This window comes from Streptomyces sp. NBC_00090 (genome assembly GCF_045160815.1).
Lineage (GTDB): Bacteria > Actinomycetota > Actinomycetes > Streptomycetales > Streptomycetaceae > Streptomyces.
Genome location: NZ_CP108224.1, coordinates 7094035 through 7120902, shown reverse-complemented (window position 1 = coordinate 7120902; position 26868 = coordinate 7094035). Strand labels below are relative to the sequence as shown.

24 protein-coding genes and 2 pseudogenes are annotated in these 26868 nt (G+C 73.3%); 4 read left to right on the top strand and 22 right to left on the bottom strand.

Annotation, left to right across the window (positions count from 1 at the left end; genetic code table 11):
• Positions 1–58: 58 nt before the first annotated feature.
• On the bottom strand, positions 59–2074 hold the full coding sequence (locus OG361_RS31670) for a SpoIIE family protein phosphatase (protein ID WP_405858964.1): 2016 nt from the start codon (positions 2072–2074) through the stop codon (positions 59–61).
• Between the two features lie 292 nt (positions 2075–2366).
• The gene (locus OG361_RS31665) at positions 2367–2804 is read right to left on the bottom strand and encodes a helix-turn-helix domain-containing protein (RefSeq protein WP_405858962.1); all 438 of its coding nucleotides are present in this window, start codon (positions 2802–2804) and stop codon (positions 2367–2369) included.
• Here OG361_RS31665 and OG361_RS31660 point away from each other — a divergent pair.
• Complete coding sequence (locus OG361_RS31660) at positions 2787–3359, top strand: Chromate resistance protein ChrB (protein ID WP_405858960.1); 573 nt, start codon at positions 2787–2789, stop codon at positions 3357–3359. The genes OG361_RS31665 and OG361_RS31660 overlap by 18 nt on opposite strands.
• 131 nt (positions 3360–3490) lie before the next feature.
• Positions 3491–4645: an MFS transporter gene (locus OG361_RS31655; protein ID WP_405862546.1), complete on the top strand. Its 1155-nt coding sequence runs from the start codon at positions 3491–3493 to the stop codon at positions 4643–4645.
• Here OG361_RS31655 and OG361_RS31650 read toward each other — a convergent pair.
• Positions 4610–6655: an RNA polymerase sigma factor gene (locus OG361_RS31650; RefSeq protein ID WP_405858958.1), complete on the bottom strand. Its 2046-nt coding sequence runs from the start codon at positions 6653–6655 to the stop codon at positions 4610–4612. The genes OG361_RS31655 and OG361_RS31650 overlap by 36 nt on opposite strands.
• Positions 6656–6755: 100 nt before the next feature.
• Positions 6756–7079: a YciI family protein gene (locus tag OG361_RS31645; RefSeq protein ID WP_384561479.1), complete on the bottom strand. Its 324-nt coding sequence runs from the start codon at positions 7077–7079 to the stop codon at positions 6756–6758.
• A gap of 162 nt (positions 7080–7241) precedes the next feature.
• Between OG361_RS31645 and OG361_RS31640 the strand changes: the two genes are divergently transcribed.
• Positions 7242–7925, top strand: a complete 684-nt coding sequence (locus OG361_RS31640; RefSeq protein ID WP_405858955.1) for a DUF998 domain-containing protein — start codon at positions 7242–7244, stop codon at positions 7923–7925.
• 116 nt (positions 7926–8041) lie between these two features.
• Here the strand turns inward: OG361_RS31640 and OG361_RS31635 are convergent, their stop codons facing one another.
• The 17 genes and pseudogenes from OG361_RS31635 to OG361_RS31555 form a co-directional block, all read right to left on the bottom strand.
• Positions 8042–8707, bottom strand: coding sequence for a potassium-transporting ATPase subunit C (locus OG361_RS31635; protein ID WP_405858953.1), 666 nt, complete (start codon positions 8705–8707; stop codon positions 8042–8044).
• 22 nt (positions 8708–8729) lie between these two features.
• On the bottom strand, positions 8730–10853 hold the full coding sequence (gene kdpB / locus OG361_RS31630) for a potassium-transporting ATPase subunit KdpB (RefSeq protein ID WP_405858951.1): 2124 nt from the start codon (positions 10851–10853) through the stop codon (positions 8730–8732).
• Positions 10850–12553, bottom strand: a complete 1704-nt coding sequence (gene kdpA, locus OG361_RS31625) for a potassium-transporting ATPase subunit KdpA (protein WP_405858949.1) — start codon at positions 12551–12553, stop codon at positions 10850–10852. The genes kdpB and kdpA overlap by 4 nt, the downstream gene beginning before the upstream one ends.
• Positions 12554–12562: 9 nt before the next feature.
• Positions 12563–12652: a K(+)-transporting ATPase subunit F gene (kdpF, locus tag OG361_RS31620; RefSeq protein WP_037673713.1), complete on the bottom strand. Its 90-nt coding sequence runs from the start codon at positions 12650–12652 to the stop codon at positions 12563–12565.
• Complete coding sequence (locus OG361_RS31615; RefSeq protein ID WP_405858947.1) at positions 12649–12894, bottom strand: hypothetical protein; 246 nt, start codon at positions 12892–12894, stop codon at positions 12649–12651. The genes kdpF and OG361_RS31615 overlap by 4 nt, the downstream gene beginning before the upstream one ends.
• A gap of 56 nt (positions 12895–12950) precedes the next feature.
• On the bottom strand, positions 12951–13868 hold the full coding sequence (locus OG361_RS31610) for a glutaminase (protein ID WP_405858945.1): 918 nt from the start codon (positions 13866–13868) through the stop codon (positions 12951–12953).
• Positions 13869–13943: 75 nt separating this feature from the next.
• Positions 13944–15125, bottom strand: a complete 1182-nt coding sequence (locus OG361_RS31605) for a hypothetical protein (RefSeq protein WP_405858943.1) — start codon at positions 15123–15125, stop codon at positions 13944–13946.
• Between the two features lie 103 nt (positions 15126–15228).
• On the bottom strand, positions 15229–16629 hold the full coding sequence (locus tag OG361_RS31600) for an MFS transporter (RefSeq protein WP_405858941.1): 1401 nt from the start codon (positions 16627–16629) through the stop codon (positions 15229–15231).
• 113 nt (positions 16630–16742) lie between these two features.
• A complete protein-coding gene (locus OG361_RS31595) occupies positions 16743–17165 on the bottom strand; it encodes an ArsR/SmtB family transcription factor (RefSeq protein WP_405858939.1) in 423 nt (140 codons plus the stop codon).
• Positions 17166–17195: 30 nt separating this feature from the next.
• On the bottom strand, positions 17196–17999 hold the full coding sequence (locus OG361_RS31590) for an ABC transporter ATP-binding protein (protein ID WP_405862544.1): 804 nt from the start codon (positions 17997–17999) through the stop codon (positions 17196–17198).
• 122 nt (positions 18000–18121) lie between these two features.
• Positions 18122–18244 (bottom strand): annotated as a pseudogene (locus OG361_RS31585) (iron chelate uptake ABC transporter family permease subunit); the annotation flags it as partial.
• A gap of 64 nt (positions 18245–18308) precedes the next feature.
• Positions 18309–18581: pseudogene (locus OG361_RS31580) on the bottom strand (ABC transporter substrate-binding protein); the annotation flags it as partial.
• A 118-nt stretch (positions 18582–18699) separates the two neighbouring features.
• On the bottom strand, positions 18700–18906 hold the full coding sequence (locus OG361_RS31575) for a cold-shock protein (RefSeq protein ID WP_405858937.1): 207 nt from the start codon (positions 18904–18906) through the stop codon (positions 18700–18702).
• Between the two features lie 359 nt (positions 18907–19265).
• Positions 19266–19871 carry a TetR family transcriptional regulator gene (locus tag OG361_RS31570; RefSeq protein WP_405858935.1) on the bottom strand — a complete coding sequence of 202 codons (606 nt, stop codon included), beginning with the start codon at positions 19869–19871 and terminating at the stop codon, positions 19266–19268.
• 71 nt (positions 19872–19942) lie between these two features.
• Entirely contained in the window at positions 19943–21616 is a 1674-nt protein-coding gene (locus tag OG361_RS31565; protein ID WP_405858933.1) for an amidohydrolase, read from the bottom strand.
• Complete coding sequence (locus OG361_RS31560; RefSeq protein ID WP_405858931.1) at positions 21609–23036, bottom strand: amidohydrolase; 1428 nt, start codon at positions 23034–23036, stop codon at positions 21609–21611. The genes OG361_RS31565 and OG361_RS31560 overlap by 8 nt, the downstream gene beginning before the upstream one ends.
• Positions 23033–24316, bottom strand: a complete 1284-nt coding sequence (locus tag OG361_RS31555; RefSeq protein WP_405858929.1) for an MFS transporter — start codon at positions 24314–24316, stop codon at positions 23033–23035. The genes OG361_RS31560 and OG361_RS31555 overlap by 4 nt, the downstream gene beginning before the upstream one ends.
• A 63-nt stretch (positions 24317–24379) precedes the next feature.
• Here OG361_RS31555 and OG361_RS31550 point away from each other — a divergent pair, with 63 nt between their 5' ends.
• Positions 24380–25471, top strand: a complete 1092-nt coding sequence (locus OG361_RS31550; RefSeq protein WP_405858927.1) for an Lrp/AsnC family transcriptional regulator — start codon at positions 24380–24382, stop codon at positions 25469–25471.
• A gap of 283 nt (positions 25472–25754) precedes the next feature.
• Here OG361_RS31550 and OG361_RS31545 read toward each other — a convergent pair whose 3' ends face one another.
• Positions 25755–26768 (bottom strand): LysR family transcriptional regulator, encoded by a 1014-nt coding sequence (locus tag OG361_RS31545; RefSeq protein WP_405858925.1) that lies wholly within the window; start codon positions 26766–26768, stop codon positions 25755–25757.
• Positions 26769–26868 lie beyond the last annotated feature (100 nt).

Here is a 26868-nt window from a genome sequence, read left to right as displayed (position 1 = left end):
CGCCTCCGCGCAGAGAGCCGATCCAGCCTATTTCGGGAAGTATCGACGCATTGTCACGTCACGGCGACTCGACAGCGGGCGGATCGGCGGCGGGCCCGTCGGCGCGGAAGGCGATCATCGCGGTGTCGTCGCGGTGGTCGGAGAGGCCCTGGAGTCCGTGCAGCAGTTCGGGGAGCCTCGCCCGCCGGTGGCGCGCGGCCTCCCGGACGAGCCGCCGCTGCCCGTCGGTGAGCGAGGCCCCGGGGGTCTCGACCAGGCCGTCGGTGTAGAGCAGGAGGGTGTCCCCCGTTTCGAGTACGCGGGCGTGGGTGCTGCGCGGAACGCTGAGGTCGACGCAGAGCGGCAGGTCCTCCTCCGAGCCGTTGAGGAAGTGCGGCTCGCCGTGGGCCGGGATCAGCAGGGGCGGCGGGTGACCGGCGTTGGACCAGGTCAAGGACCACCGCAGGTCCGGCAGCCGCCGCAGGTGGGTGTGGACGGCCGTCGCGAAGGGCGCCGCGCCCAACCCCTCTGCCACCTCGTCGAAGCGGGCGAGGACGTCCGCCGGGGCCGTGCCGGGCCCACGGCTGTACGCCAGGGCCCGGAGCATGTTGCGCATCTGGGTCATCGCGGTGGCGGCGGCGAGGTCGTGCCCGACGACGTCGCCGACGTCGAGGACGAGCGTGCCGTCGGGCAGGACGAACGCGTCGTACCAGTCCCCGCCGATCTCGTTGGCGGAGCTGGCCGGCTGGTAGGAGGCGGCCAGGCTCGCGCCGCCGACCGCGGGCGGCAGGGTGAGCTGCGCCCGCTGGAGCGCGAGGGCGGTACGCCGGGCCCGCTGGAGGTCGAGCGCCTTGCGGATCGGCTGCTGGGCGTGGTGGAGCACCTCGCGCAGGAGGTCGGTCTCGGTCGGGCCGAGGGCCGGGGTGTCGCCGTTGGTGCTGGTGGCCGCGTAGCCGAGGACGGTGTCGTCGACGACCAGCGGGATGAGGGTGACGCTCGTGGCTTGCGAGGCGATGAGCCACCGCTCCGAGACGGCCGGCAGGAGCTCGGTCGGTACGGGGCCGCCGGCGGGGATCTCGAAGGTACGGGGGACGCGGTGTTCCAGGACCTCGCGGACCGTACGGGTCATCATGACGCTCTGCCCGAGCAGGGCAGGTGGCGCCGGCAGACCCGGACGGGTGGCGGAGGCGACCCGCCGGGCGGTGACCCGGGCGTGCTCGGGCAGCGGCCACTCGTCGTGGGAGAGCAGCAGGATGAGGCAGGCATCGGTCAGTTCGGGCACGAGCACCTTCACCACCTCGCCGAACGCCTCGCCCAGGCTCTGACCGGTGACCGTCGCGACCTGGGCGAGGAGCCGTTCCCGCAGCTGCGCCCGCCAGGTGTCCTCGATGTCGACGGTGGCGGCGATCCACTCGGCGACCCGGCCCTCCCGCAGGACGGGAACGCAGCGCGTGGACATGTGACGGTACGAGCCGTCGACGGCCCGCACGCGGAAGGTGCACTCGAAGACGCCCCGCTCGCCGCGCGCCGCCGCGTCGCGCCAGCTCTCGCTGAGCCTCTCGCGGTCGCGGGGGTGGATGCGCGCGTACCAGCCGATGTCGGCGCGCGGGTGCCAGGGGACGCCGGTCAGCCGCTCCCAGCCGGCGACGATCTCCTCCATGGACCCGTCGGCGTGCATCACCCACACCATCACCGACACGGCGGAGACCAGGGCCCGGTACCGCTGGAGGGCGAAGGTCTCGGTGGTGGTGTCCATCGCCACCACCAGGATGCCGTCGCCCTCGGCGGTGGTGACGGGACTGCACGAGTAGACGAAGTACCGCGCCTGCGAGGGGACGCCGGGATCGGGCTCGCGCGAGCCGACGACCTGGCGCGCCCGTCCCGTGGCCCGTACGTCGTCCAGCACCGACAGGAACCGCCCGCCGTCGGGGTCCGCGAACGCCTCCCGGGCCGGCAGCCCCGCCCGCCGGGCGCCGAACATCCTCGTGAACGCCGAGTTGGTGTAGAGGAGGCGGCCCTCGGGGCCCACGAGCACGGCGACCGCGGCGACGGTGCCGTCGAAGACCTCCGGATCGAGTCGCGGCGCGGGGCTCACTCCGCGTCCGCCGCGACGTGCGGTGACACCTCGGGGCCGACGTGTAGTGACATCGCGGGGCCGGCGTGCCATGACGGCGCTGGGCCGACGTGCGGTGTCACCTCGGTGGCGCCGTTCACTCACCGACCTCCCCTCCTGATCCGCGAGGCCCGTCACCGCGGGGAGCGGCCGCTCGAACCGCGACCCGACCCGGCCCGGGGTTCCAGCGTGCTGCGGTACGGGCGGGGCGGCGAGGCGGATCGAACCGTTCGAGTGAGGCAACGGGCCGTCGCCCGCGTCCCCGCCGTCACCGTCACCCCCGGGCGCGTGCGGCGACGGCGCGGTGCTGCGTGGGGGTGATGCCGCGGCGGCGCTTGAAGGCGAAGGTGGTGGAGTACCCCACCCGATGGGCGATGGAGCTCAGCGTGGCGTCGGTGTCGCGGAGCAGGTCGGCGGCGAGCGCGACGCGCCAGGTGGCCGGACGGGTCATCGGGGGCTCGCCGACATGGCGGGTGAAACCGCGGGTCGGACCGGGCCTGGAGACGCCCACCTCGGCGGCGAGGGCCGCCACGGTCCACGGGCGCGCCGGGTCGTCGTGCATCAGCCGGAGCGCGTGCGCGACGACGGAGTCGTCCGTCGGCCGGTACCACGCGGGTGCATGGGCCTTCGGGTGGTCGAACCAGGCGCGCAGGGTCGAGACGAGCAGGATGTAACGGCTGCTACATTCTCCCCCGTGACCGACACCGAGCACCGCGCCCGCTGGCTCCTTCTCCTGCTCCGGCTGCCCGCCTCCCCCTCCAAGCACCGCGTCGCCGTCTGGCGGGAGTTGCGGAAGGTCGGCGCGCTCTCCCTCGGCCAGGGCGTCTGGGCCGTGCCCGACGTTCCCGTCTTCGCCGAGGGAGTCGCCCGGGCCGTCGAACTGGCCCGTGGCGCGTCCGGCGGCGAGGCCATCACCCTGGAGGCGGCCGGACGGAGCGCCGGGGACGCGTCCCGCTTCCAGGCGATGTTCACCGCCGCCCGCTCCGCCGACTGGGACGAATTCCTCGCGGACTGCGGGAAGTTCGAGGAGGAGATCGCCAAGGAGATCCGCATCGCGAAGTTCACCCTGGCGGAGCTGGAGGAAGAGGAGCAGAGCCTGGAGCGGCTGCGGCGCTGGCACCGGGACCTGACGGCGCGCGACGTCTTCGGCGCCCCGGAGGCGGCCGACGCCGCCGCGCGCCTGAAGCACTGCACCGCCGTCTGCGAGGAGTACGCCGAACTCGTCTTCGCCGCCCTGCACGCCCCCGACGAGGAGACCGCTCCGTGACGAGCGCCCCCGGCACTCCCGGCACCCCCAGCGCTCCCGACACCCCCGGCACTCCCGGCACCCCTGCCACCCCCGCCACACCTGGCGGACCCGGCACTCCCGCCGCCTCCGCCGTAGCGCCCCGGCGTGCCATGTGGCCGCTGTACGCCGCCGGGTTCACCACCGCCTTCGGTGCCCACGGCATCGCCGCCAACCTCGGCGGCTTCTCCGAGGACGCCGTCACCTCGCTCCTCGTCCTCGGCGGCCTGCTCGCGCTGTACGACGGCGCCGAGGTCCTGCTCAAGCCCGTGTTCGGCTCCCTCGCCGACCGGATCGGCGGCAAGCCCGTGCTCCTCGGCGGGCTGCTCGCCTTCGCCGCCGCCTCCGCGCTGTACGCGATCGCCGACAGCCCGGGCTGGCTGTGGGCCGCCCGCCTCGGCCAGGGCGCCGCCGCCTCCGCCTTCTCGCCCTCCGCCTCCGCGCTCGTGGCCCGCCTCAACCCGGCGGCCAAGCACGGCCGGGCGTTCGGGAGTTACGGCTTCTACAAGTCGATCGGCTACACCCTCGGCCCGCTCCTCGGCGGCGTCCTCGTCTGGGCCGGAGGCCTGCGCCTGCTGTTCGTCGTGATGGCCGTGTGCGGTGCCGCCGTCGCCCTCTGGGCGGCCCTCGCCGTGCCTTCCGTACCGCCGCTGCCCCGCAAGCGGCAGACCGTCGCCGACCTCGCGCGCCGCCTGGCCGACCGCTCCTTCCTCGCCCCGACGGCGGCGCTCGCCGCCGCCACCGCCGCGCTCTCCGTCGGCGTCGGCTTCCTGCCCGTCTCCGGCGCCGCCGCCGGGCTGGGCACCGTCGCCACCGGGGCGGCGGTCTCCGTCCTCGCGGCGACCGCCGCCTTCGTCCAGCCCAAGGCCGGACGCGCCCTCGACGCCGGACGCCTGACCACCCGTACGGGACTCCTCACCGGCCTCACCGTGACCGCTGCAGGACTGGCGGCGGCCATGCTCCCCGGCCTCGTCGGCATCCTGCTCGCCTCGGCCCTCATCGGTACCGGCACCGGCCTGATCACCCCGCTCGGCTTCGCCGCCCTCGCGGCGTCCACCCCCGAGGAGCGGCTCGGCCAGACCATGGGCTCCGCCGAACTCGGCCGCGAACTCGGTGACGCCGGAGGCCCGTTGCTCGTCGCCGCCGTCGCCACGCTCTCGACCCTCACCTACGGGTACGCGGCCCTCGCCCTCCTCGTCGCCGCCGCGCCGGTCCTGGCCCTCGCGACCCGGCTACGGCTTGCTCGGGCCGGGCTTGAGCAGCCGTAGCGTGTAGCCGTCGCGGGCGGGGTCCAGGGCCTTGGTGGCCTGCTTGAAGAGGTACTCGGCCCGCTCGTACGACAGCCGGCGGCGGCCCGTGTCCGGGCACAGGTCGACCGCCGCGGGCGTACGGGCCGGGCCCGGCCGGCGGTCGGAGAGGAACACCGGCCCCCGGGTCCGGCCGGCGAGCAGCCGGGGCAGCAGCCGGGCGGTTCCGGAGCGCCAGTTCACCCAGGTGTCGCCGCTGCGGGCGCGGCGGTCGTCGAGGTCCAGGTCCTCGACGTCCAGCGCCAGGACGGCCGTCACGCCGGCCGCCGACTCGTGGAGGAGCCGCCACAGGGTCTCTTCGCGCAGCGGCAGGTCCGGGAGGCTCCAGACCGCGTCGAGCCGGCCGGCGTCGAGGGGCGTCGCCCGGGGACGGGTCCCGGTGCGGCGGTCGAGCCCCGCCGCAAGGTCGTCCAGGGCCGCCCAGGCCCCGAAGGAGCGGACGGCCGACCGGTGCCGGTTCCAGGTCGCGGCTGCCGCCTCGCCCCAGGTCGCCGCGAAGACCCGCGCCACCCGGTCGGCCGTCAGGGACGCCAGCGGCAGCTCGTCGCCGAGGGTGCGGCAGAGGCGGCGCAGGGTCTGCCCGTACGAGCGGCGCGTCGCGGCGTCCAGCTCGTCCCGGCTCAGGAAGTCCCGGGCCGCCTGCCCGAGGACGAGGCCGGCCGGACCGGCGGCGCCGAGCTCGTCCGCGCGCCGCTCCAGGAAGGCGCGCTCGGCGGCGTTCCTCGCGAGGGCCGCCGCCCGCCGGAACTCGATGCGCGCCTCGTCGTGACGGTCGAGCCGGGCCAGCAGATCTCCCCTGACGCCGGGGAGGAGGTGGTAGTCGCGCAGCACGGGGTCGACGAGCAGCGAGTCGACCAGGTCGAGCCCCGCCCGCGGCCCGTACGCCATCCCGACCGCGACAGCGCGGTTCAGCCGGACGATCGGCGTCGGCAGGACCCGGGCCAGTGCCTCGTACAGGGAGGCGATCTGGGCCCAGTCGGTGGACTCGGCGCTGCGCGCCTGCGCGTGGCAGACGGCGATCGCGGCCTGGAGCATGTACGGGCCCGGTGCTCCGCCCGCGGCCTGGAGCGTGTACGGGCCCGGTGCGCCGCCCGACTCCCCGGGCGGTGTCCGGGCGACGAGGCACTCCCTGGCCCGCAGCATCGCGGTGAAGCCGCGGCGGATGAGCAGCTGGTCCCAGCGCCCCCGGTTCTGCTCGTGCAGGGGGACGGGCTCGCCCGAGGGGCCGGTGCGGGCGGCGGCGCGGGACGCCTGGATCTCCATCAGCGCGACGAGCGCGTGCACTTCGGGCTCGCGCGGCGCCAGTTCGGCGAGGAGCCGGCCGAGGCGCAGCGCCTCCAGGCAGAGTCCGGGCCGCATCAGATCGTCCCCGGAGGTCGCGGAGTACCCCTCGTTGAAGATGAGGTAGACGACTTCGAGGACCGAGGAGAGCCGCTCGGCCAGGTGGTCGCCCTCGGGCAGTTCGAACGGGACGCGCTCCTCGGCCAGCGTGCGCTTCGCGCCGGCGATGCGCTGGGTGATCACCGTCTCCGTGACGAGGAAGGCGCGCGCGATCTCCTCGGCCGTCAGGCCGCCGAGCAGCCGGAGCGTCAGGGCGGCGCGGGCCTCGGTCGGCAGCACGGGGTGGCAGGAGATGAGGACGAGCCGCAGCACGTCGTCCGGTTCGGCGTCCGACCGGGCGTCGGGGCCCTGCTGCTGTCCCAGCTCGTGGGCGAGCTGCTCCTGCTTGCGTTCGAGGCGCTGGGAGCGCCGGAGGTGGTCGACGGCGCGCCGTTTGGCGGTGGTCGTCAGCCAGGCGCCCGGGTTGTCGGGCACGCCCGAGACGGGCCACTGTTCGAGGGCGGCGACGAGGGCGTCCTGGGCCAGCTCCTCGGCGAGGCCGACGTCGCGCACCATGCGCGTGAGCGAGGCGACGATCTTCGCCGACTCGAGCTTCCAGGCCGCATCGACCGTGCGGTGAACGTCCGGCACAGGGACGATCACAGCACCCGCCGCGGCTCGGTCGCAAGCCGCGGCGGGTGCTGTGATTCGGGGCGCCCGGGATCAAGGCCCGGGGATCAAGGCCCGGGGATCAGGGGCCGAAGACCTCCTGGACCACGCTCTCGCCGTCCCCGACGATCCGGCGGAAGCGGCGGGCCAGCTCGATGGCCTCCTCCTTGGAGCGGACCTCGATGAGCGCGAAGCCGGCGACGGCTTCCTTGGCCTCGGCGAAGGGCCCGTCCGTCACCGTGATCTCGTCACCGGCGGAGGTCACGAGGACGCCGCCCGGCTCCAGTCCGCCGGTGGCAAGGAGTACGCCGGCCGCCGTCAGCTCCTCGATGAACCTGCCCATCTCCGCGTACAGCTTCTCGTCGGGGGCGGTGTCGGAAGGCCTGGTCGTCATCAGGTAGCGCATGGGGTCTCTGTTCCTGTCGTCGTGTGCCGGGTGCTTCTTGCTTCTGCCCAAGCGTCGAACAAGCCCATGTGACAGGGAATGCCGCCGTTCCCTGTCACATCACCCATTCGACGTGTGAGTGAGAAGCAGCCCCGCCCAGCCCACCGGAAGAGAGCACCTGCCATGACCACCACCCTCCGGACCCCCGCGCAGACCCCCGCCGCCGCAGCCGTCGCCCCCTCCCCCACCACCACCCGCTCCCTGCTCACCGTCGCGGTGGTGGCCCAGCCCCTGTGGGCTGTCGTGGCCCTGACCCAGGCCGCCACGCGTCAGGGGTACGACATCACCCGCCACCCGCTGAGCGCGCTCAGCAACGGCTCCCTCGGCTGGATCCAGATCACCAACTTCGTCCTCGCCGGCGTCCTGACGGTCATCGGGGCCGAAGGTCTGCGCCGGGTCCTGCGGGGCACGCCCGGCGGCACCTGGGCGCCGCGGCTCGTGCGGATCAGCGGCATCGGCATGATCGCCGCCGGCGCCTTCGTGATGGACCCGGCCGACGGCTTCCCCGTCGGCGCGCCGGAGGGGATGCCCGCCGCCCTGTCCTGGCAGAGCTACGCCCACTTCGCCGCCGGCTCGGTCACCTTCACGGCGCTGATCGCCGCCTGCTACGTCCTGGGGCACCACTTCGGCCGCGCGGGGATGCGGAAGCACGCCGTCGGCTCCCGAGTCGCGGGTACGGCCCTGCTGCTCGGCAACGGCTGGGCCATGAGCGGCGGCCGGGCGGGCACCCTGACCCTGGCCGTCGGGGTGATCACCGCGATGGTGTGGATCGCCACGATCGCGAACCGGTACCGCCGCTCCCTCTGAGCCCACCGTGACGCAGGTCGCGCCGCCTCGGGCCGTACAGCCCCGCCGGGACTCCGGCGGGGCTCCGGCGCGCGCAACGGCCCGCCGACTCCCTGTCAGTTCCTCGTCAGTCCTTGTCAGTTCCTCGTCAGTTCCTTGAGAGCGATGTTGAGCTGGAGGACGTTGACGCGGGGTTCCCCGATGAAGCCGAGGATCCGGCCGTCGGTGTGGGCGGCGACCAGCTTGTCGACCTGCGCGACCGTGAGGTGGTTCTGCTCGGCGACCCGGTGGATCTGGAGCTTCGCGTACGCCGGGGAGATGTGCGGGTCGAGGCCGGAGCCGGAGGAGGTGACGGCGTCGGCGGGGACGTCCGACGGCTTCACCGTGTAGCCGCTCACCGAATTGTCCTTGATGACAGCCGCCTTGGCGTCCTTGACCCAGGTGATCAGGTCCTCGTTGTCACCGGACCGGTTGGTCGCGCCGGAGAGGATCAGCTTGTACTGGGTGTTGACGCTGTTGGAACCCAGGCCGTTGGACGGGCGCGGCTGGAACCAGCGCAGGTCCGGGGCCGCGGTCTCCTCGCCCTCCTTGAGGGGGAGGTTGTAGGTCTGGCCGATGAGCTCGGAGCCGACGACCTTGCCGTCCACCCTCACCTCGGAGCCGTTCGCCTGACCGGGAAAGGCCACTTGGGCGATGCCGGTGACGGCGAGTGGGTAGAGGACGCCGGTGATCACGGTCAGGACGAGGAGGGCGCGGAGTCCCGCCCAGAGCACTCGGCCGGTGTTCGCTGCTGAGTTGTTCATCGTGGATCAGCACGCTTTCTGGTTAACGCAGCCCGGGGATGAGGGAGAGGAGCAGGTCGATGATCTTGATGCCGATGAACGGGGCGACCAGGCCGCCGAGTCCGTAGATCCCGAGGTTGCGCCGGAGCATCGAGTCGGCGCTGCTGGGCCGGTAGCGGACGCCCTTGAGGGCGAGCGGCACCAGGGCGACGATGATCAGCGCGTTGAAGATGACGGCCGAGAGGATCGCGGACTCCGGCGAGGCCAGGCCCATGATGTTGAGCTTGTCCAGGCTCGGATAGGCGACGGCGAACATCGCGGGGATGATCGCGAAGTACTTCGCCACGTCGTTGGCGATCGAGAAGGTCGTCAACGCCCCCCGGGTGATGAGGAGTTGCTTGCCGATCTCGACGATCTCGATGAGCTTCGTCGGGTTGGAGTCGAGGTCGACCATGTTGCCGGCCTCCTTCGCGGCCGACGTGCCCGTGTTCATGGCCACGCCGACGTCCGCCTGGGCCAGCGCGGGAGCGTCGTTCGTACCGTCACCGGTCATCGCGACCAGCTTGCCGCCGGCCTGTTCCCGCTTGATGAGGGCCATCTTGTCCTCGGGGGTGGCCTCGGCGAGGAAGTCGTCGACCCCCGCCTCCTCGGCGATGGCCTTCGCGGTCAGCGGGTTGTCACCCGTGATCATGACCGTCTTGATGCCCATGCGGCGCAGCTCGTCGAACCGCTCCCGCATGCCCTCCTTGACGACGTCCTTGAGGTGGATGACGCCCAGGACACGCGCGCCCTTGTCGTCGTCCTCCAGAGCCACGAGCAGCGGCGTGCCACCGGCCTGAGAAATCCGGTCCGTGAGCGCCTGCGCGTCCTCGGAGACACTGCCGCCCCGCTCCTTCACCCATGCCACGACCGAACCGGTCGCCCCCTTGCGGACCTTCCGGCCGTCCACGTCCACGCCCGACATACGGGTCTGGGCGGTGAACGCGACCCACTCCGCGTGGGCCGGTTCGCCCTGGTGGCGCTCGCGCAGGCCGTACTTCTCCTTGGCGAGGACCACGATCGAGCGGCCTTCCGGGGTCTCGTCGGCGAGCGACGACAGCTGGGCGGCGTCGGCCAGTTCGGCCTCGGTGGTGCCCTTCACGGGGACGAACTCGGAGGCCTGGCGGTTACCGAGCGTGATCGTGCCCGTCTTGTCGAGCAGCAGCGTGGAGACGTCTCCGGCGGCCTCGACCGCACGCCCCGACATGGCGAGCACGTTGCGCTGCACGAGCCGGTCCATGCCCGCGATGCCGATCGCGGAGAGCAGGGCGCCGATCGTCGTCGGGATCAGGCAGACGAGGAGCGCGGTCAGCACGATCATCGACGTCTGCTCGTCGGCGCCCGCGTAGATCGCGAACGGCTTCAGGGTCACCACGGCGAGCAGGAAGACGATGGTGAGCGACGCCAGGAGGATGTTGAGGGCGATCTCGTTGGGCGTCTTCTGCCGCGCGGCGCCCTCGACCAGGTTGATCATCCGGTCGATGAACGTCTCGCCGGGCTTCGTCGTGATCTTGACGACGATCCGGTCCGAGAGCACCTTCGTGCCACCGGTCACCGCGCAGCGGTCACCGCCCGACTCGCGGATGACGGGAGCCGACTCGCCGGTGATCGCGGACTCGTCCACCGACGCGACGCCGTCGACGACGTCACCGTCGCCGGGGATGATGTCGCCGGCCTCGCAGACCACCAGGTCGCCGATGCGCAGCTCGGTGCCGGGGACCCGCTCCTCGTTCGCGCCGCCCATGACGCGGCGGGCGACGGTGTCGGTCTTGGCCTTGCGCAGGGTGTCGGCCTGGGCCTTGCCGCGGCCCTCGGCGACCGCCTCCGCCAGGTTGGCGAAGATCGTGGTCAGCCACAGCCAGACGGTGATCGCCCAGCCGAACCAGTCCCCCGGGTTCATGACGGCGAGCACGGTCGTGACGACCGAGCCGATCAGCACCACGAACATCACGGGCGACGTGACCATCACGCGCGGGTCGAGCTTCCTGATCGCGTCGGGGAACGACCTGACCAGCTGCTTCGGGTCGAACAGACCGCCGCCGATACGCCCTTCGGCCTGCCGGCCCGCGGGCTGGTGCCCTGTCGGTACGTCCTGGTGCGGTGCCCGGGTGGGAGTGACGGTGCTCATGCTGCGAGCCCTTCGGCGAGCGGTCCCAGCGCGAGGGCCGGGAAGTAGGTGAGACCGGTGATGATCATGATCGTGCCGACCAGGAGACCCGCGAACAGCGGCTTCTCCGTCCGGAGCGTGCCCGCGGTCTCGGGCACCGGCTTCTGCTCGGCCAGCGAGCCGGCCAGGGCCAGGACGAACACCATCGGCAGGAAGCGGCCGAGCAGCATCGCGATGCCGATGGTCGAGTTGAACCACTGCGTGTCGGCGTTCAGCCCGGCGAAGGCCGAGCCGTTGTTGTTCGCGCCCGAGGTGTAGGCGTAGAGGATCTCGGAGAAGCCGTGCGCACCCGAGTTCGTCATGGAGTTCGACGGGGTGTCCAGCGCCATCGCCACCGCGGTGAAGCCGAGGACGAGCGCCGGGGTGACGAGGAGGTGGCAGGCGGCGAACTTGATCTCGCGGGTGCCGATCTTCTTGCCCAGGTACTCGGGCGTGCGGCCGACCATCAGACCGGCGATGAACACCGCGATGATCGCCATGATCAGCATGCCGTAGAGGCCGGAGCCGACACCGCCGGGCGCGATCTCGCCCAGCTGCATGCCGAGCATCGTGATGCCGCCGCCGAAGCCGGTGTACGAGGAGTGGAAGGAGTTGACCGCGCCGGTCGAGGTGAGCGTGGTCGCCACCGCGAAGATCGACGAGCCGCCGATCCCGAACCGGGTCTCCTTGCCCTCCGTCGCGCCGCCCGCGAGGTCGAACGCGGGGCCGTTGTGCGCGAACTCGGTCCACAGCATCAGGCCCGTGAAGACGAGCCAGATCGTCGCCATCGCGCCGAGGATCGCGTACCCCTGCTTGAGGGAGCCGACCATGCGGCCGAAGGTCCGGGTCAGGGCGAACGGGATGACGAGGATCAGGTAGATCTCGAAGAGGTTGGAGAGACCGTTGGGGTTCTCGAAGGGGTGGGCCGAATTGGCGTTGAAGTAACCGCCGCCGTTCGTGCCGAGCTCCTTGATGACCTCCTGCGAGGCGACCGCCCCGCCGTTCCACTGCTGCGCGCCGCCCGTGAACTGGCCGACCTCGTGGATCCCGGCGAAGTTCTGGATCGCACCGCAGGCGACGAGCACCAGGGCGCCGATCACGGAGATCGGCAGCAGGATCCGTACGACACCACGGACCAGGTCGGCCCAGAAGTTGCCCAGTTCACCGGTACGGATGGGGGTCCCCCCTGCTCGAGCGGAGCCGAGAGCTCGGGGGAGGGCGAAGCCACGGACCAGGGCGACCGCCACCGCGATGCCCACGGCCGCCGAGACGAAGTTCTGCACCGCGAGGCCACCGGTCTGCACGACGTGGCCCATGGCCTGCTCGCCGTAGTACGACTGCCAGTTGGTGTTCGCCACGAAGGAGGCGGCGGTGTTGAACGCCTGGTCCGGGTCGATCGACACGAAGCCGAGCGAGCCGGGCAGCGCGCCCTGGAGCCGCTGGAGCAGATAGAGGAAGAGGACGCTCGCGGCGGAGAAGGCGAGGACGCCGCGGAGGTAGGCGGGCCAGCGCATCCCGACGCCCGGGTCTGCGCCGATGCCCTTGTAGATCCACTTCTCGACCCGCAGGTGCTTGTCGGAGGAGTAGACCCGGGCCATGTGGTCGCCCAGCGGGCGGTACGACAGACCCAGCGCGACGATCAGCGCCAGAAGCTGGAGGACTCCGGCAGGAACAGGACTCATGGTCGGACCTCAGAACCTCTCGGGCTTGACGAGGGCGAGGACGAGATAGCCCAGCAGGGCGGCGGCCACCAGCAGACCGACGATGTTCTCGGCAGTCACAGCTTGGCCACCCCCTTGGCGATGAAGGCCACCAGCGCGAAGACCGCGATCGTGGTGACGACGAAGGCCAGGTCGGCCATCGTGAGCTCCCGGATGCAGGAAGAAGGAAGAACGGATTCTCGGACGAGATGAGCAAACCGCCCTTCCGGCCGGGGGACGGCACCCGTTAACGCGCCCCATACGTCCCGCAGCGCCCTCTTGACGCATCTCCTACGGCCTCGCGCCCGGGAACCTTCACCCACACCGGCGCTGGAATGGCGGCGGTTCGGCCGGCACCACGCGAATTGTCAGACAGGCCCTAGAAGACGGAGAGGCCCGTGATGGTGGTGAAGCGGTCCAGGGCGGCGACGCCGGCGACCGAGTTCCCGCGCTCGTCGAGGCCGGGGCTCCAGACGCAGAGGGTGCAGCGGCCGGGGACGACGGCGATGATGGCGCCGCCCACTCCGCTCTTGCCGGGGAGTCCGACCCGGTAGGCGAAGTCGCCCGCCGCGTCGTAGGTGCCGCAGGTCATCATCACGGCGTTGACCTGCTTGGCCTGGCTGCGGGTGAGCAGGCGGGAGCCGTCGGCGCGGATGCCGTGCCGGGCGAGGAAGCCGGTGGCGACGGCGAGGTCGGCGCAGGAGGCCTCGATCGAGCACTGCCGGAAGTACTCGCGGAGCAGGGTCGGGACGGGCGTGGTGATGTTGCCGTACGAGGCCATGAAGTGGGCGAGGGCCGCGTTGCGGTCGCCGTGCGCGGTCTCCGAGGCGACCACGTCGCGGTTGAAGTCGAGGTCCGGGTTGGCGGACTCGGCGCGCAGGAAGTCGCGGAGGCTGCCGGAGGCGTCGCCGGTCATCCGGTGCAGGCGGTCGGTGACGACGAGGGCGCCGGCGTTGATGAACGGGTTCCGGGGGATGCCGTGCTCGTACTCCAGCTGGACGAGCGAGTTGAAGGGGTTGCCGGAGGGTTCGCGGCCGACGTGCTCCCAGAGGCTGTCGCCTTCCCGGGCGAGGTCGAGGGCGAGCGTGAAGACCTTGGTGACGGACTGGGTGGAGAAGGGCTGCTGCCACTCCCCCACCCCGTACACCGAGCCGTCGAGCTCCGCCACGGCCATCCCGAAGCGGTTCGGGTCGACGGCGGCGAGGGCCGGGATGTAGTCGGCCGGGCGGCCCCGGCCGGCGAGGTTCTCGATCTCTTCGCCGATGCGTTCGAGTACGGGTAGGAAGGACTGCACCATGAGCGCATTGTGCCCGGCGGCGGCCGCGGCGCCGGAACCCGTCGCGGCGCCGCGCGGCGCGGCGCGGCGCCCGGCTCAGCTCTCCGCCGTGTCGGGGACGCCGCTCTCCGGCACCTCGTCGAGGGCGTACGGGTGCACGTACCGGGCGTCGTCGAAGGGCGTGAACCACGTGCCGAAGCCCAGCGCCGCCGCGCCGTCGCCCGTACCGTCCTCCCCCTCGTCCTGGAGCCACGCGAAGTCCATGTCCTCGTAGACCTCGCCGGCGAAGTGTCCGAGGGCGGCCGCGACCTCGTCGTCCAGGAGGCCGTGCAGGTCGAGGGTGACGTGGGCCTGTTCGAGGAGGAGCTTCAGTACGAGCTCCTCCGCGAGGCAGCCGAGGCGCCGGAAGCTGCCGTCGGTGAACCGGGTGGTGAGGGCTATCGCGGTCACCAGGAAGCGGCGGGCGAAGAGTTCGTCGTACTTCGACGCGTGGCGGGACGGCAGTTGGTCGAGGTGCCACAGGTGGCCCCGGCACTCGGCGACGGTGGTGTCCTCCTCCGCGAGGGCCTGGACGTCGTCGTACAGCTCGTCGATGAGGACCTCGGCGCCGTACACGAGGGAGCCGGCGGCGAGTTCGGCGCTGTCGGCACCGACTCCGACCCCGACCCCGGCTCCGGGTCCGTCGGGCCCGTGCCCGCCCTCCGGCCGGTCCACCGGGCGGTCCTCCGACTGGTCCTCCGGCTGATCGGCCGGGGGAACGACGCCGAAGGCCGCCGGGGTGAAGGAGCGCAGGCGGGCGGCGAGGGTACGGAATTCGACCTCGTGGTCCTGGGGCTCCTGATCCGCCTCGTCGGCGGTGTCGGGCTTCGCCGTGTGGTGGGCCCGGCGCGCCTGCGGGTCGCTGGGCGGGGCGCCGGGCCCGTCGGCCGCTTCGAGGCTCTCGCGCGCCGCGTCGGTGTGCAGCTGCACCTCGCTGCTCTCGACCGTCCACTCGGCCAGCAGCTCCGAGCGCTCCAGGACCTCCTCGCTCACGGAGCCGACCGCGTCCTCGGCGAACTCCAGCGACGGGGCCGCGACCATCACCTTCAGGATCGCCCCGCCCGGGTGGACGGCCACGGCGACGTCGAGCAGGTCCATCTCCATGCCGTCGGCGCCCTCGATCCCGGCCACCGACGCGAAGCCCTGTTCCAGCAGGGCGGCGGCTCCCACGCGGTGGAGCCCGTCCAGCTCCGGAGCACCCTCCGGAATGCGTATTTCCACGGTTACGACATAGGTCACGAACGAAAGCGTGCCAGGCCGGGGCGGGTGGACGCGGGTGTTCGCGGAAGCTTCTCGCCTGCGGGGCGCCTCCTCCCCGGCGATGCGCCCCGCAGGACACGCCCTAGGGGAGCGGGGCGGTGCTCCGGCGCGGCCAGCGCCGGTGGAGTTCGTCGATGTGGAAGGCGTGCGCGTGGCGGAGGCCGCCGCCCGCCTCCGCGAGATGGGGGTGGTCGGCGGGGAGTTCGGGGTGGACGTGCGCCAGCTCGGACGGGTCCGTACGGGGCCACAGGCGGGTGGCGGCGAGGGCGCCGACGAGGGCGACCCCGGCGAGTACGGCCGCCGAGGCCCCGAGCCCGGCGCGCGCGGCGAGCCAGCCGGCGAGCGGGTAGGTGAGCAGCCAGCAGCCGTGCGAGAGGGAGAAGCGGGCGGCGAAGGCGGCGGGCAGGTCGGCGCTCCGGGCGGAACGGCGCAGCAGTCTGCCGCCCGGGGTGAGGATCGCCGAGGTGGCCGCGCCGAGGACCAGCCAGACCGCGAGCAGCCCGGGCCAGGCCCAGCCTCCCGGCGCGAGGGCGAGCCCGCCGGTGAGCAGCCCGAGGCCCCCGGCCAGGGCGAAGGCGGCCCGCAGCATGAGCGTCCGCTCCGCTACGGGGCGGAGGCGGAGGCGGCGGGGCAGTTCCCGTGCCCGTTCGTCGGGGCGGTTCAGCGCGCGGGGCAGCAGGAGGGCCACCACCATCGAGCCCGCTCCGTACGCGCCGAGGGCGAGCGGGACGTCCCCGGGGGTGAGGCCGAGGGTGTCGCGGACCAGGACCACCGTGTTGACCAGCACCGTCGCGCCCGCCGCCGCCACCGCGAGGTCGAGGGCGAGCAGGGCCCGCAGGCGCGGAGTGGCGAGGAGGAGCCGCGTACCGAAGGCCGCGCGGGTGCGGACGCCGCCACTCCGGGCGACCGGCGCGGGCGCGGGCAGGGCGGTCGCCCGGACGAGGAGACCCGAGGCGAGGAAGCCGGCGGCGGTGGCGGTGAACAGCCGGTCGTACGGGACGACCGTGAGCAGCGCGGCGGCGAGCACCGGGCTCAGCAGGCTCTCCAGGTCGTAGGCGAGCCGGGAGAGGGAGAGCGCCTCCGTGTAGTCGCGCTCCTCGGGCAGTACCTCCGGGATCGTCGCCTGGAAGGTCGGCGTGAAGGCGGCGGAGGCGGTCTGGAGGAGCAGGATCAGGACGTAGATCTGCCACACCTGGGTGACGAAGGGCAGGGCCAGGGCGACCGCGGCCCGCGCGAGGTCCATGGCGACGAGCAGGGTCCGCCGGGGCATCCGGTCGGCGAGGGCGCCGACGACCGGGCCCATGGCGACGTACGCGGCCATCTTGATCGCGAGGGCGGTGCCGAGCACGGCGGAGGCGTTCGCCCCCGCGAGGTCGTACGCGAGGAGGCTCAGCGCCACGGTCGCGAGGCCGGTGCCGGCCAGGGCGACGACCTGTGCGGTGAACAGGCGCCGGTAGGTGCGGTTGCGCAGCACGGACAGCATGAGGACGCCCCCGGTCGGCCACGGCGGTCGGCGGACTTCTCCACCGTAGCCGACGTGTGCACAGTTGCGCACGCGTTGACGTCATGGGGTGGGAATCGCCTCGCGCGCCGGCGTCAGTCGTGCCAGGGCTCGCCGCTCACCACGTGGTCGGCGCGGCTGATCGCCTCGACGACCAGGCGCTTGAGGTGCCCGTCCGGCATCGCGTACACGACCCGCCGCCCGTCCTTGCGGGACTGGACCAGGCCCCCGAGGCGCAGCTTGGCCAGGTGCTGGCTCACCGCCGGACGCGCGGCCCCGCACGCCTCGGTCAGCGCGCCGACGTCGGCCTCCCCGCGCGTGAGCAGCCACAGGAGGTGCAGCCGGGTGGGGTCGGCGAGGAGCGCGAACACCTCCGCCGCCGCGCGGAGTTCGCGCGCTCCGGGCGTCCGCTCGTGCGTACGGGACACGGGCGCCCCGGAGGCCGCGCCCGCCGGGCCGGTGGGGCCTTCTGCGCCTGCGGGGCCTTCGGAGCCTGCGGGATCTGCGCGCTCGGACATGGGGTCATCGTAGGCGGGAGCGTGAGCCGCTCAGCCTCCGTGAGCGGCCTCGGCGAGGGCCGGGAGCGTGCCCGGGAAGCGGATGTGGGGGCGCCCTCCGGGGGCCGGGCGGGTCACCGTGCTCCGTACCCGGTAGACGTCGGCGATGAGCTCCTCCGTCAAGACCTCCTCCGGAGTTCCCCGGGCCACCACGCGGCCCCGCGCGAGGACGACGAGCCGGTCGCAGTACATCGCCGCCAGGTTCAGGTCGTGCAGGGCGCCGACGGCGGTGAGGCCGAGCCCGGCGACCAGGGCGAGGAGGTCGAGCTGGTGCTGGACGTCGAGGTGGTTGGTCGGCTCGTCGAGCAGGAGCTCGCGCGGTTCCTGGGCGAGGGCGCGGGCGATCCGGACGCGCCGGCGTTCGCCTCCCGAGAGCGTCCGCCGGCAACGGCCGGCCTTGTCCGTGAGGCCGGTGCGCGCGAGGGCGGAGCGGACGGCGGCCCCGTCCGCCGCCGACGCCGACGCCGGGCTCCAGGCCCTGCGGTGCGGGACGCGGCCCAGGCGGACGACGTCGAGGACGGTCAGGTCGACCTGTGTGTCGGCCTGCTGCTCGACGGCGGCGAGGCGCCGTGCGACCGTCCGGCGGCCGAGCCCGTCGAGGGGATCTCCGTCGAGGGTGACGACGCCGGCGTCCGGGGCGAGGACGCCGGCGAGGAGGCGCAGGGGCGTCGACTTCCCCGAACCGTTGGGGCCGAGCAGGCCGGTGACGGTGCCGGGGCGCGGGGCGAGGCTGACACCGTCGAGGACGGGGGTGCCGCCGACGGAACGCGAGACCCGGTCGGCCCGGAGCCCCACGCCGGAAGCCGTGCCCGTGCCCGCACTCGTGCCCGTGCACGTGCACGTGCACGTGCACGTCTTCGCACCCGCACCCGCGTCAGCCTCGGCATCGGTGTCGGCCTCGGTCTCGGTCTTCGCGGTCATCGCGCGCCCCTCGTGCGGTACAGGACGAGGACGAACGCCGGTACGCCGATCAGCGAGGTCACCACGCCCACCGGGACCTCCTGGGGATCGAGCACCGTACGAGCGGAGCGCGGCCGCCACCTTCTCGACGCCCTCGACGGTCCGGATGGTGGGGTTCATCGCCTGGCCGCTGAGCAGCACGTACCGCTTCCGCTTCACCGCCGTCATGTTCCTGGTGACCGGGTCGGACTCCAGGAACGCGATCTTCTTCGCCGCGCTCTCGGCCGACCGCGAACGGCGGGTCAGATCGCCGATCACGAGCACGTCGGGGTCCCGGTCCGCGACGGTCTCCCCGTTGATCTGGGGCCACTCCTCGCGCGTGTCGTCGAAGACGTTCCTCGCACCGAGCGCGCGGGTGACGATGCGGCGACGGCGACGGCGTCCGCACCCGGCCGCTGACCATGGAGAACACCGGATTCCCTGACCCGTGCACTCGCCCGTTCGGGTGCGTACAAAGGTGCCACTGGCCTCGGCGCAGTACCACCGACGACCCGTCGCACCTCCGGCTCCGCGCGCCCCCGGACCGGCCGCCGTGTCAGAGGCGGAGTTCCTTCGCCTCGAAGCGGCCGTCGCCCAGGACGAGGACGAACGTGACCTGCTGCCCCTCCGAGAGAGACTGGGTCTCTCCCTCGATGTCCGCGGCGCTGAAGTACACCTGTTCCTCGGAGCCCACGGGGACGACGAACCCGTACCCGCCGAGACGGTTGAAGGTCTGCACGAACCCTTTGCTTCTGCCTTCCACGGCGGCCTCCCTGTCGTCACCGGCGTTGCGCCTCACAGTGGACATCTACCCCGTCCGCCCGTGCTTCGCCCGTCGCGGGCCGCCTCCGCACCGGGCATGTGGGCGCCTCCGCGCCGGGAACCGGAGGCCTTGGACGTGCGCGGTGACGGGGCGCACGCGGGTGGGGTGACGGGGCGGCCCATGGGTACGGCGGCCCTGGTGTTCGACCCACCCCGCACAGTCTCGTACAATCTTCAACAGAGGCCCGGTGTCGGAGATCCCCCGTGTCCGACACCGGGCCTCGCCGACTTCGCCGTACGCCCGTCCGGGCCCCTCCCGTCCCGGCCCCTCCCGCTCCCGCTCCCGCTCTCGGCGATCGGTCACCCGGACGGCGCGCGACCGCCGGGGTACGCGATGCGTGCCGTGATCCGCGCGATGCGCCGCGCCGAGACCTCCGGAGAGGCCACGGGCTGGACGATGTGGCTGACGGTGAGCCGCACGATCGTCTCGACCGCCAGTCCGCGCGACTCCTCGTCCACCTCTGGCCAGGCCTCGGTCGCGTACGCGTCGAGCATCACCATCGCCGTCCCGAAAACCGGTTCCGGGCGGGTGGTCAGATAGGCGAGGAGATCGTCCTCGCCGCCCCGCGCGGCCACCAGGACGCTCTTGATCAGCGGGTTGTCCACGGCCTGCTGGAGCGTGTAGCCGATCCCGGCGGCCGCAGCGGCCTCCAGCTCACCCCGGTGGGCGTCGAGCTCGCGCTCGATGCCGACCAGGAAGCCCTCCAGCTCGCGCTGGACCAGGGCCCGGCCGATGACGTCCTTCGAGCCGAACTCGTTGTAGAGGGTCTGGCGGCTGATCCCGGCGGCCCGCGCGATCGCGGTCATCCGCAGCCCGCCCCAGCCCTCGGCGGCGACGAGGCCGTAGGCGGCGTCGAGCACCTGCTCGCGCAGCAGGGACCGAACACTCTCGCGAAAACGTGTCATCGTGGCCCCACCCTATCCACGGGGCCGGCACGCCCGTCCGGTACGGGGACGGCCGCCCCGGCCCCCTCCCGTCACGCACCCCAGGTGAGCCGGCCGCCCAGGTACGTCGCGGTGACCGCCACCTCCTCCGGGAGGCGTTCCGGCGGGACCGTGTACGGGTCGCGGGCGAGGACCGCGAGGTCGGCGCGGAGCCCGGGGCGCAGGGAACCGATCTCCCCTTCGAGGTGGAGCTGCCAGGCGGGGTGGGCGGTGACGGCGAGCAGGGCCTCGTCGAGGGTGAGGCGTTCCGTCGTGCCGTGGACGCGGCCGCTCGCCGGGGTGCGGCGGGTGAGGGCGGTCGCGACCGAGGCCAGCGGGTCGGTCGGGGAGCACACGCCGTCGTTGTGGAGCGATACCCGGTGGCCCGCGTCCCGGGCGGAGCGGACCGCCATCCAGCGGTCGGCGACCTCCTGGCCGAAGAGGTCGTCCGCGAGGACGTCGCCCCACCAGCGGATGTGGTCCATGAACAGGCTGACGGTGGCACCGAGTTCGGCGGCCCGGCGGAACTGCTCGGGGGTGACGGCGCCGCAGTGCTCCATGCGGGGGCGCAGCGCGCGGAAGGCCGCCGGGTCGTCGGCGGCGGCGCGCGTGTAGGCGTCGAGGACCGCCTCGAAGGTGACGTCGCCGTGGACGTGGCAGGCCATCGGGTAGCCCTGGGCCGTGAAAGCCCGTGCCAGATCGGTCAGTTGGTCGGGCGTGTAGTTCATCGGCGCGTGGTTGCAGCGGCCCGGGCCCATCGCCCGGGTGGCGGCGCTGTCCAGGTACGGGAAGCTGGTCGCGACCGTGCCCTCCCAGGCGGTGCCCTCCGCCCACAGCTTCATCCCGGAGATGCCGAACAGCTCCTCGGCCGGGGCGTGTCCGGGGAAGCGGCGGTCCGGCTCGGCGGCGAGCTCGGGGGTGCCGATGAGGTAGGAGCGGACCCGGACGGCGGCGCCGGGGCGCTCGGCCGCGGCCCGCAGTGCGGGGAGCAGGCTCGGTTCGGTGGCCAGGTCGGCGACGGTGGTGATGCCGACCCGGGCGTGCTCGGCGTACGCCCAGTCGAGTGCGGCGGCCAGCCGGTCGGGCTTCAGCCGGTCGCCGGCCACCACCCACAACAGGGCCTCGACGGCGCCCCCTTCGTGGGCCTCGCCGGTGGGCTCGCCGTGCGCGTCGCGCAGGAACCGTGCGCCCGCCGGGTCGGGGGTGTCGCGGGTGATGCCGGCGGCGCGCAGGGCGGCCGAGTTGGCCCAGGCGGCGTGGCCGCTGTTCGCGACGACGACGAGCGGGGCGTCGGGGCGGAGCGCATCGAGCTCTGCCCTGGTCGGGGGCGTCAGGTCGCGCTGGAGCAGCGGGTCGACGCCGTAGGCGCAGACCGGTTCGCCGGGCGCGGCGGCGGCCACGGCGGCGCGGATCCGGTCGAGGACCTCGGCGCCGGTGGGCACGGTGAACGGCCGGACGTCCACGGCGGGCGGGGCGACGGCTAGGGCCACCATGACCGGATGGCCGTGGGCCTCGACGAAGCCGGGCAGCAGCGCGCGGCCGGCGAGGTCGACGACCTCGGTCCCTCGGCCGCGTGTCCGCAGCACCTCGTCGCGCGCCCCGACGGCGGTGATGCGCCCGTCGCGGACCGCGAGGGCCTCGGCGCGGGGTCGGGCCGGATCCATGGTGAGGACGGGGCCGCCGACGAAGATCAGGTCGGGGGTGGGGACGGGACCGGAGTCAGACACCGGGGGTCTCCTTCCGCAGCCAGTGGGCGGCGGCCGCGAGCAGCGCGGTGACACCGAGGGGGATCGTCGGCACGGGTACGGGGGCGAAGTGGGGCGAGTGGTTGGCGGGGACGGTGTCGGGGAGGCCGTCCTCCAGGAGGGAGCCGGGGTCGACGCCCTCGTACAGGGCGGGGTCGGCGCCGCCGAAGTGCCAGAAGACGGAGGGGACTCCGAGCGCGGTGCCGAAGACGCCGAAGTCCTCGCTGCCGGTGATGACCTGGGGGAGCGTGAAGACCCTCCCCTCGCCCAGGGCCCCGGCCAGGGCGGACTGCACGAGGGCGGTCGCCGGACCGTCGTTGACGGTGACAGGGAAGGAGTTGAAGGGGACGATCTCGGGTTCCCTGGGCGCGCCTGAGGCGGCGGCCTCCGCGCGCACGATCCGCGTGACGGCGGCCAGGATCCGGTCCCGTACGGCCGGGGTGGTCGAGCGGATGTTGATCCGCAGCTCGGCGGTGTCCGGGATGATGTTCTCCTTCGTCCCGGCGTGCAGCGAGCCGACGGTGACGACCGCGGTCTGCGAGGCGCCGATCTCCCGGGAGACCACGGTCTGGAGGCGCATGACCACGGCGGCGGCCATCACCACCGGGTCGACGGCGGTCTCGGGGCTGGAGCCGTGGCCGCCACGCCCGAAGAGGGTCACGCGGAGGCTGTCGGACGCGGCCATGACGGGGCCGGGCCGGGTGCCGAGGAAGCCGACCGGCGCCGGGGCCACGTGCTGGCCGAGGCAGATCTCGGCGCGCGGGAAGCGGTCGAGGAAGCCGTCCTCGATCATGGCGGGCGCCCCGCCGACCTCCTCGGCGGGCTGGAAGACGGCGACGACGGTGCCGCCCCAGGCGTCACGGTGGGCGGCGAGCCGGTCGGTGGCGCCGAGCAGGCAGGTGACGTGCATGTCGTGCCCGCAGGCGTGCATGACGGGGACCTCGTTGCCGTCCGGGTCGATGCCGGTGGCGGTGGAGGCGTACGGGAGTCCGGTCTCCTCCTTGACGGGCAGACCGTCCATGTCGGCGCGGAGCAGGACGACGGGGCCGGGGCCGTTGGCGAGGACGCCGACGACTCCGGTGCCTCCGACGCCCTCGGTGACCTGCCAGCCCTGCGCGCGGAGCCGCTCGGCGACGACACCGGCCGTGCGGAACTCCTGGAAGGAGAGCTCGGGGTGGGCGTGCAGGTCCTCGTAGAGGGCGAGGAGCCCGGGGAGCCGCTCGTCGAGGCCGGACAGGAGCCGGGCGACGGTGGCATCGGCGGTGGTCCCGTCGGTGACGGTCGCGTGGGTGGTGGTCGTGTGGGTGACGGTCCCGTGGGTGACAGTCGCGTGGGCGGTCGTCGCGCCGGCGGTGGTCGTGCCGGCGGTCGTCGCGTCGGCGGTGGTCGTGTCGGCGGTCATACGGGGTCCTTTGCGGGGCTCGGGGAACGGGGCGCGCGGTCCGCCGCGGCGCGGAAGGCGGTGGCGTCCTGCGGGGTCAGGCAGGACATGACGGCGGCGATCACCGCGCCGAGGACGAGGAAGGCGAAGGCGACCTGGAAGGAGAAGGCGTCGGCGAGCGCGCCCATGACGGGCGGGGCGACCATGCCGGCGACCTGGCCGCCGAGGATGATCACCGCGCTGCCCACCCCCACGTACTCCGGGGTGAGGCCGGCCAGGGGGACGGCGAAGATCGGCATGTACGCGAGGGAGGCGGCGAAGACGGCGAGGGTGCCGAAGACGACGAAGCCGGTGAGGGACGGCGTGTACGCCATGAGGAGCAGGGCGACGGCTGCGACGGCCATGCCGGGGACGATGATCCTGCGATGGTGGCCGCCGAGCCGGTCGGAGAGCCGCCCGCCGAGGACGGTGGCGACGGCGGCGCCGAGCGCCGGGATCGCGACGAGCGCGCCGGCCGCGGTGAGGGAGACCCCGTGCTCCTCGCCGAGGTACGAGGGGACCCAGGTGTTGAGGCCCCAGACGATGGTGTTGTAGCCGAACATCATGAGAGCGAAGCGCCACAGGACGCCCTTGCGCAGGACGTCGCGGAGCGGCGGCCGGGCGGCCGGTTCCTCGGCCGTGGCTCCGTCCGCGCGGGGCAGCGGGGCGGGGAGCCAGAGGCGTACGGCGAGCAGGGCGAGGATCCCGAGGGCGGCGGTGGACCAGAAGGCCGAGCGCCAGCCGAAGACCGCGACGAGCGGGGCGACGGCGAGCGGGGTGAGGACGGCGGCGAGGGCGTTGGAGCTCATCACCGTGCCGTTGGCCCCCATCCGCTCCTCGGGCCGGGTGCGCTCGACCAGGACCTTCATGGAGGCGGGCGGGAAGACGCCCTCGGCCACGCCGAAGACGAAGCGCAGGGCGAGCAGGACAGCGAAGGACCAGGCGAAGCCGGTGAGGGCGGTGAAGACCGACCAGGACAGCAGGGCCCAGAGGGTGACCCGCCGGCCGCCGAACCGGTCGGCGAGCATGCCTCCGGGTATCTGGCAGAGCGCGTAGGCGAGGAAGAAGGCGGAGACGACGAGGCCCTGCTGGGTGCGGTCGAGGTCGAACTCGGCGCCGATGGACGGCAGCACGAGGTTGATCACCAGCCGGTCGGCGTAGTCGACCAGCCAGGCCGCGAAGAGCAGGACGACCGTGATCCGGACGGTTCTGCGGTGCGCCGGTGGCGCCGCCGAAGGTGCGGGAAGGGTCGGAGCAGGCACGGTACTCCTCTCACCGGTGGCCGAAACTGTTCGTCGGCCCGAAGTGCCCCTACGATCCGGTCCATGGACGTGAGCCCCCGAGAATCGCCGGAAACCGTCGGCAGTGCTCCTTCGACGCCGGATTCCCGCATCGAGGGCACCCTCACGGGCTTCTCCGAGCCGGATCTCGCCCTGATCGACGCGCTCCAGGCCGCCCCGCGCGCGCCGTGGACCCGGATCGGGCGCGCGCTGGGCGTGGACGCCACGACGGCGGCCCGGCGCTTCGAACGGCTCCGGGCCGGAGGGCTCGCCTGGGTCACCGCGTACGACGCGGCGAAGACGGCGACGGTCGCCTACGTCGAGGTGCGGTGCCGGCCGCGCGCCTTCGACCGGGTGAGCGCGGCCGTGACGGCCCTGCCGTGGGTGTTCAGCGTCGACGAGACGGCCGGCGACTTCGACCTCTTCCTCTCCGTCGCCGCCCCCGACCTGCCGTCCCTGGGGCGCGCGGTGCACGGGGGGATCGGCGGCCTGCGCGGGGTGCGCTCGACGCGTACGCGGTTGGGCATCACGCTGTACGGAGAGGGGCGCGACTGGCGGATGCGGGCGATGAACCCCGCTGAGCGGGCCGGGCTGAGCGAACCCCGAGGCCCCCGGGCCCGCTCGTACAGCACGCACCTCCACGAGCGGCCCGTACCGCAGGACCAGGCGCTCCTCACCGCGCTCGGCGCCGATGGACGGCTCGGGTACGCGGAGCTCGGCGCGCGGACGGGCATGAGCGAGCACACGGCACGGCGCAGGCTCCAGCGCATGATCCGGGACGGGGACATCACGCTGCGCTGCGATCTGGCGCACCCGCTGGCGGGCCTGTCCACGATGGTGGTCTACCGGACCTCCGTGCCGCACGCCCTTCTCGAACAGACGGGGAACGCGCTGGCCCGCCTCGAACAGGTCCGGATGTGCGTGTCGGTGAGCGGCCCTTACAACCTGCTCGTCCTGGTCTGGCTGCACGGGCTCGGCGCCGTGGACCCTTTCGAGGCGCTGCTCGCGGAGCGGTTCCCGGCCCTTGAGGTGCAGGACCGGACGGTGGCGCTGCACTCCCCCAAGCGCATGGGCTGGCTCCTCGACGAACAGGGGCGGGCCGCGGGCCGGGTCCCGCTGGGGCTGCCCGAGCACTGAGCGGACAGCACACGCACGGCACATGGCACGCGGCACGCGGCACACGCATGACACCCGCACGGCATGGAGGTGCCACGGTGCTCCGTCGCACTCCCCGAGGACCCGGTCGGGGGTGGGGCCGGGGGGAGACGGCGGTGCACCGTGGCACCGGTCGGGAGCCGGTGCGGGGAGCGCACCGGGTGGGAAGGGTGCGGGGAACGCACCGGGTCGGGGTCGGTGCGGGGAACGCACCGGGTCGGGGTCGGTGCGGGGAACGCACCGGGTCGGAGGGGGTGAACGAGCGTCAGGAGGCGATGCTCGGGTCCGGGTCGAGGGCGTCGGCCGACCGACCGAGCGCGGTGACGCCGGGCGGCGGGCCGGGCTGGTCCAGGTCGACGGCGCAGGCGAGCGCGGTGGCCTGGCGGAGGGTCTCCGTCAGGTTCTGCCAGTCGAGCGCGGGCCGGGTGTCGGAGCGGCCGAGGACCAGGGAGGCGTTCCAGCGCATGCGGGGCACTCCGGGGAGCGGGCGCAGGCCGCCGGCCTCCTGCGGGGAGGAGGCGAGGGCCATGGGAAGCATCGCGCAGCCGAGGCCCGACTGGGTGGCGGCGCGGACGCCCGCCATGGAGCCGAGTTCGTGGATCTCGGGCGGGGTGTCGCAGCGCAGTCGGAGGAATTCGGGGAGCCAGCGCTGGGAGGGACAGTCGGGGTCGGCGATGACGACCTGGCTGCCGAGGCCGCCGCGGCGGTGCCGGACGCCCGTGACGGGCACGAACTCCACCTCCTGGAGGCGTACTTCGGTGAGATCGTCGGTGCGGTCGATGTGCAGCTGGTCGGCCAAGAGCCCCGCCGGATCGTCCGCGTCGACGACGGTGAGGACCAGCGCGCCGTCGATCGCGCCGGACCGGAAGGCGTCGTGCACCTCGCCGGTTCCCATGACGCGCAGGGCGAGTTGGACGCCCGAGAGGAGCCGCCGCCCGATGTGGGTGACCCGGGCGAGCTGCTGTCCGTACGCCAGCGCGGGGACGATGCCGATGGTCATCCGCGGCGGGTTGGCCGCCGGACGGCGCAGGGCGGTCTCCATCTCTCCGACGAGGGTGAGGATCTGGCGTGCGTAGTCGCGCAGGACGGTCCCGGTGCGGGTGAGCCGGACGCCGTTGGGGAGCCGTTCGAAGACGGGCTCGCCGACCTGCCTCTCCAGGGCACGCATCTGTGCCGTGACGCTGGACTGCGAGTACCCGAGGCGTCGCGCCGCCTGGGTGAACGACCCCGTCAGGGTCACCTCACGGAAGGTCCGAAGGGTTCTTGCGTCGATGTCCACGTGAATTCCCCCCTGCCGCGCAGGCGGCAGTGTCCTCGCACGGGGTGGTTGGTCGGCCACCCGCTTCGATCGCCCCAGTCGGTGTGCCGCACAAGCCGCA